Raw genomic sequence first — 4,391 nt, forward strand, 5'->3', positions numbered from 1 at the left:
CTGCTGCTGCTCGGAACCGGCATCCTCGCGCGCGTGCTGCCGTCCGTGTACGCCCTCTACGCCGGCGGCGTCCTCGTCGGCACCGCCATCGCCCTGCTCAACGTGCTGATGCCGGGCCTGATCAAGCGGGACTTCCCCGGCCGGGCCGCGTCCATGACCTCCGTCTACACCGGCGCGATGATCGCCGGCGCCACGGTGGCGGCCGCCGCGGCCGTCCCTCTGGAGGAGGCGCTCGGTGGTGGCTGGCGCGGTTCGCTCGGCTTCTGGTCGCTGCTCGCGGCCGTCGCCGCACTGGCCTGGCTGCCGCAGGTGGCGATCGCCCGGGGCCGCACGGGTCAGGGGACGCCGGGGCGGGCCGTCCCGGCCGCCTCGGGCCGTCCGGCGGGCCTCCGGCGCTCCGCCCTCGCCTGGCAGGTGACCCTCTTCATGGGGCTCCAGTCGCTGTGGACGTACGTCCTGGTGGCCTGGATGCCGACGATCTTCACCGACCACGGCATGAGCCGCTCCACCGCCGGTGTGATCTTCGCCTTCAACAACCTGACCCAGGTCGCGGGCGCCTTCGTCGTCCCGCTCCTCGCGGGCCGGACCCGCGACCAGCGGGCCCTGGTCGTCCTCGTCACCACCCTGGTGGCGGCCGGCTACGCCGGTCTCCTGGTCGCCCCCGTCCAGGGCGCCTGGCTGTGGTCAGGGCTGCTCGGTGTCGGGCAGGGCGGGGCGGTGGGCCTCGCCCTCACCCTGATCGTGCTGCGCTCCGGGGACGCCGTCACGGCCGCCCGCCTCTCGGGCATGGCCCAGACCGTCGGCTATCTCCTCGCCGCCGCCGGCCCGCTGGTCGCCGGCGCCCTCCACCAGGCCACCGGCTCCTGGACGCTCCCGCTCTCGCTCGTCCTGGGCGTCTGCGCGACAGCGCTCGCCGTCGGCCTGCCGGCCGGACGCGACCGGCACGTGTGACCGCCCCGCCGGCCCGCCTCCCGGGCTCGACCGGGCCGGGCGAGGAAGGCGGAGGCGGTACGGCTCCGGGGCGGGCCTCCCGGAATCCGGGCGACGCCCCTCGGAGCCGTACCGCCGTCGCCGCCCTGTCCGCGCGGGGGCGCTCTACTCCTCGCCCGCCAGGGTCAGCGTGCGCAGCTTGTGGCCGGCGAACCAGGTGGCCGCGACCGTGACCGCGGCCAGCAGGACGACCGCCGTGGTCAGGCCCACCTCCGAACTGATGAGGCCTTCCCCGGTGACCTTCTCCGCGAGGGCGAGCGCCCACTGCTGGACGCTCAGGGTCCGGGCACCCGCGATCAGGGAGCCGAACAGGGCCTCCCAGACCAGCGCGTAGACGAGACCGATCACCACGGCGTGCCGGCTGACCGTGCCGAGCAGCAGGAACAGGGCGCTGTAGGCGATGGAGGCGACCAGCGCGGCCACCGTGTAGGCGACGGCGACCTGCTGGCCGTTGCCGTTGAGGATGAACCCGGCGAGCAGCGTCGGCACCGCCGAGAAGACCATGGTGACCGCGACGGCCACGGTCAGCTTGGTCAGGATGATCGTGGGCCGCTTCACCGGCTTGGACAGCAGGTAGACGATCGAGCCGTCGTCGATCTCCGGCCCGATCGCGCCCGTTCCCGCGATCACACCGATCAGCGGCACCATCGTGGCCAGGGCGAACCCGCCGAGGACATCGGCGGCGACCTGGTCGTCCGCGCCGTTCAGGAGGCGGATCGTCGCGGCGATGACCAGGAGCATGCCGGGCAGGAGGAAGAGGAGCGCGGCCCGGCGGCGGCCCAGGAGGGCCCGGTAGGTGAGCCTCGCGACTGTGGGGTTGTACATCGGTCAGGCTCCTTTCAGGCCGCGACGAGGTACGAGAAGACCGATTCGAGGGACTCGTCCGAGGGCGAGACCGTGAGCAGCCGGATGCCGCGCTCACGCGCGACCCTCGGCAGCAGTTCCGTGAACCGGCCGAAGTCGACGGCCTGGACGCGCAGTCCGCCCTCCCCGTGGTCGACCTCGATCCCGGCCGTGGACGGATCGGCGATCAACGCGGCGGCCAGCGCCCGGTCGTCGCTGGACCGCACCAGGTAGCGGTGCGGCCGGTCGGTCATCAGGCGGCGGATCCGGCGGAAGTCGCCGGAGGCGGCGTGCCGGCCGGCCACGATCACCTCGATGTGGGAGGCGAGCTGTTCGACCTCCTCCAGGATGTGCGAGGAGAACAGGACCGTGCGGCCCTCCGCGCCCATCCGCCGCAACAGGTCCATCAGCTGCATGCGCTGGCGCGGGTCCATGCCGTTGAAGGGCTCGTCGAGGAGCAGCACGGACGGCTCGTGGACGAGCGCCGAGGCCATCTTCACGCGCTGCCGCATGCCCTTGCTGTACGTGGCGATCTTGCGGTCCTGGGCGTACTCCATCTCCACCGTGGCCAGGGCCCGCTGGGCCTCCGCGCCGCCGAGGCCCTGGAGTTCGGCGTTGGCGAGGACGAACTCGCGTCCGGTCAGAAAGTCGTACATCGCCTCCCGCTCGGGGACGACGCCGATCTTCCGGTAGACCGACTCGTTGCGCCAGATCGTCTCCCCGTCGAGGGTCACACCGCCCGTCGACGGGTCGAGGAAGCCGCCCATCATGTTGATGAGCGTCGACTTCCCGGCGCCGTTGGGGCCGAGGAGACCGGTGACGCCCGGACCGACGGACATCGTGACGTCGTTGACGGCCACGACGTTGCCGAACCAGCGGGAGACGTGGTCGATGGAAAGAACGCTCATGGGCGCGGCCCATTCTTCGGAAGGGTGGTGGTGGGCGAGGGGAGGGTGATCACAGCCCGACCTTTCGGTAGCGGCGCATCAGGACGCCGTACGAACCGGCGATCAGCGCGAGGACGACCAGGAGATAGACCACGCCGGCACCGGAGCCCGGGCCCGCGCCGTCCGGGAAGGCGCTGGGCGCCCCGAGGAACGCGGTCTGCACCCCGTCGACGAGGGTGATCGGCGAGAAGAGGCCGAGCCACGGGATGACGTCGGTGTTCTCGGTGGCGTAGGCGATGCCCATGAGGGTGGAGACCGCCCCGTACGAGATGACCAGGACGGCGATCACGGCGGCGACGCCGAAGCCGCGGCGCGGCGTGAGCGCCGCCATGACCAGTCCGATGCCGCCGAACAGCAGGGACAGCAGGGCCACCGAGACGAGCCCCTGGCCGAACATCGCCGTCTGGTCCCAGAAGTCCATCTTCGCCAGCAGGGCGCCGATCCACAGGATCAGCAGCGGCGAGGCCGTGAGGATGAACAGCGCCGAGGCCATCGCGCCGTACTTGGCGAGGACGTAGTCGACGCGCTCGATCGGCCGCGAGAAGTACAGCGGCACCGTCCGGAACCGCAGGTCCCGGGAGACGGACTGGGGCGCCTGGGAGGCCAGGTAGATGCCGATGACCATCTGGAGGTAGATCGCGTACTCGGTGTACTCGATCGACAGCTTGGACTGCTTCCCGACCACCGCGACCGCGACGAGGATCAGCGCCGGGACGCACATGACCGCGTAGAGCAGCATCGGCAGCACCTTCGACTTCGCGCTGCGGCCGAGGCCGTAGGCGCCGCGCAGCGACTGCGAGAAGAGGGAGCGGCGGGCGTACGCGCGGCCGAGGCGCGGACCGTCGTAGGACCGGTACCCGATGTTGTGGATGCGGGTCGTGTCGGTCGCGGGAGCGGCCTGGGGGTTGTGGGTGCTCATCGGGCCGGCACCTCCTCGTGCTGCGGGGGCCCTTCGGGGCGGAAGACCTCGGCGATGTGGTGGCGGCGCTGCTCCATGCGGACCAGGCCGAGGCCGAGACCGGCCACGGTGTCCCGCACGATGTCGTACGTCTCCTCGCCGGCCGCCTCCAGGAGCAGGACGTGCCCGGCCCCGGGCAGGCCCTCCTCGGTGCCCGGGTGGAGGGTGACGCCGGCCCCGGCGAGGGCGGCGCGCAGGGCGGCCGTGCCGTCGGGGTGGGCGTCGGAGTCGGTGACCTCGACCGCCAGCGTGGTGGTGGTGCGGGTGAAGTCGCTGGTGGAGCTGGAGCGGAGCAGCCGGCCGCCGTCGATGACGACGACGTGGTCGCAGGTGCGTTCCAGTTCGCCGAGGAGGTGGGAGGTGACGAGGACGGAGATGCCGAAGTCGGTCCACACGCGGCGGATCAGTCCGAGCATCTCGTCGCGGCCGACCGGGTCGAGACCGTTGGTCGGCTCGTCGAGGAGGACCAGGCGCGGATCGTGGACAAGCGCCTGGGCGAGCTTCACGCGCTGCTTCATGCCGGTCGAGTAGCCGCCGATGGGGCGGTAGCGCTCCTCGTAGAGACCGACATGGCGCAGGGTGTCGGCGGTCCGCTCGCGGGCGGCGGTCGGCGGCAGGCCCGACATGCGCGCCATGTGGACGACGAACTCGGT

5 protein-coding genes are annotated in these 4,391 nt (G+C 72.1%); 1 reads left to right on the plus strand and 4 read right to left on the minus strand.

The genetic code is table 11. The features are described from left to right. Positions 1-951: MFS transporter (locus RIF68_RS28485; RefSeq protein WP_309054167.1), on the plus strand; the 951-nt coding region annotated here is incomplete at its 5' end. 144 nt (positions 952-1,095) lie between these two features. On the opposite strand, the gene RIF68_RS28490 is transcribed toward RIF68_RS28485, so the two are convergent. The 4 genes from RIF68_RS28490 to RIF68_RS28505 all read right to left on the minus strand — a co-directional run. Continuing rightward, on the minus strand, positions 1,096-1,815 hold the full coding sequence (locus RIF68_RS28490; protein ID WP_309054168.1) for an ABC transporter permease subunit: 720 nt from the start codon (positions 1,813-1,815) through the stop codon (positions 1,096-1,098). A 14-nt stretch (positions 1,816-1,829) separates the two neighbouring features. Beyond that, positions 1,830-2,741, minus strand: coding sequence for an ABC transporter ATP-binding protein (locus RIF68_RS28495; RefSeq protein ID WP_309054169.1), 912 nt, complete (start codon positions 2,739-2,741; stop codon positions 1,830-1,832). A gap of 49 nt (positions 2,742-2,790) precedes the next feature. Next, positions 2,791-3,699: an ABC transporter permease subunit gene (locus RIF68_RS28500; protein WP_309054170.1), complete on the minus strand. Its 909-nt coding sequence runs from the start codon at positions 3,697-3,699 to the stop codon at positions 2,791-2,793. After that, the coding region (locus RIF68_RS28505; protein ID WP_309054171.1) for an ABC transporter ATP-binding protein at positions 3,696-4,391 on the minus strand (696 nt) is incomplete at its 5' end. The genes RIF68_RS28505 and RIF68_RS28500, both read right to left, overlap by 4 nt.

This window comes from Streptomyces sp. (assembly GCF_031178505.1).
GTDB lineage: Bacteria > Actinomycetota > Actinomycetes > Streptomycetales > Streptomycetaceae > Streptomyces > Streptomyces gulbargensis.